This is a genomic window from Shigella sp. FC1661, from assembly GCF_001712525.1.
Lineage (GTDB): Bacteria > Pseudomonadota > Gammaproteobacteria > Enterobacterales > Enterobacteriaceae > Escherichia > Escherichia coli.
Genome location: NZ_MDGW01000364.1, coordinates 1 through 1,124 on the forward strand (window position 1 = coordinate 1; position 1,124 = coordinate 1,124).

A 1,124-nucleotide genomic window follows, 5' to 3' on the forward strand; every position below is an offset into this window, starting at 1 on the left:
TCTTGTCATTGTGGAAAGGCCAACATCCATAGCTTTGGCGGCATCTGCCACCGTGTATTTCTGGTCAACAACCAGTTGAGCGGATTCGCGTTTAAACTCCGCGCTAAAATTTCTTTTTTTCATTGGAGCACCTGTGTTGTTCTGAGGTGAGCATATCACCTCTGTTCAGGTGGCCAAATTCAGTGTGCCACTTCACAGAAACAATCAAGAAGTGGCGTATACATCGCTCAACAGCTGAGAGTTTGCTGGATTTTGCGAGGCACTACAATGCGATAGTGAGAGGCTGGATTGAGTACTATGGAAAGTTCTGGTCCAGAAACTTCAGCTATCGACTGTGGAGTGCAATGCAGTCACGTTTGCTTAAGTGGATGCAGTCTAAATACAGACTTTCGAACCGGAAGGCTCAGCGAAAGCTGGCGCTGGTAAGGAAACAGTATCCGAAGCTATTTGCCCACTGGTATTTACTACGTGCATCGAATGAGTGATCAAGAGCCGTATGACGCGAGAGTGTCACGTACGGTTCCGTGAGCAGCCGGAGAGTGAAACTCTCTCCGACGGGGTTCCGATAGCGGTGGCGAACATGCGGCGGTGTTGTACTCGCTGATCGGCACATGCCGTCTGAACAATGTGGAGCCAGAAAAATGGCTGCGTTACGTCATTGAGCATATCCAGGACTGACCGGCAAACCGGGTACGCGATCTGGGTAATGACTCCAACTTACTGATAGTGTTTTATGTTCAGATAATGCCCGATGACCTTGTCATGCAGCTCCACCGATTTTGAGAACGACAGTGACTTCCGTCCCAGCCTTGCCAGATGTTGTCTCAGATTCAGATTATGTCGCTCAATGCGCTGAGTGTAACGCTTGCTGATAACGTGCAGCTTTCCCTTCAGGCGTGATTCATACAGCGGCCAGCCATCCGTCATCCATACCACGACCTCAAAGGCCGACAGCAGGCTCAGAAGACGCTCCAGTGTGGCCAGAGTGCGTTCACCGAAGACCTGCGCCACAACCGTCCTCCGTAGTAAGCGTGCAGCAAGAACCGTATTGACGGGGATGTGTTATTCAGTCGGCAGTGCTACGCGCCAGGGGAGCAGTTCGCCGACCCGGTTTATCGGCCAGT

At 51.3% G+C, this 1,124-nt stretch carries 1 protein-coding gene and 3 pseudogenes; 2 read left to right on the plus strand and 2 right to left on the minus strand.

Annotation, left to right across the window (positions count from 1 at the left end; translation table 11 throughout):
- Positions 1-123, minus strand: a 123-nt coding sequence (locus BFF42_RS18030; protein ID WP_005083954.1) for an IS3 family transposase, incomplete at its 3' end; no start/stop codon positions are given.
- A gap of 71 nt (positions 124-194) precedes the next feature.
- On the opposite strand from BFF42_RS18030, the pseudogene BFF42_RS18035 reads away from it, so the two are divergent.
- Positions 195-485, plus strand: a pseudogene (locus tag BFF42_RS18035) (group II intron maturase-specific domain-containing protein); the annotation flags it as partial.
- A 58-nt stretch (positions 486-543) separates the two neighbouring features.
- Positions 544-678 (plus strand): annotated as a pseudogene (locus tag BFF42_RS18040) (transposase domain-containing protein); the annotation flags it as partial.
- 39 nt (positions 679-717) lie between these two features.
- Here BFF42_RS18040 and BFF42_RS18045 read toward each other — a convergent pair.
- Positions 718-1,026, minus strand: a pseudogene (locus BFF42_RS18045) (IS1 family transposase); the annotation flags it as partial.
- Between the last annotated feature and the right edge of the window lie 98 nt (positions 1,027-1,124).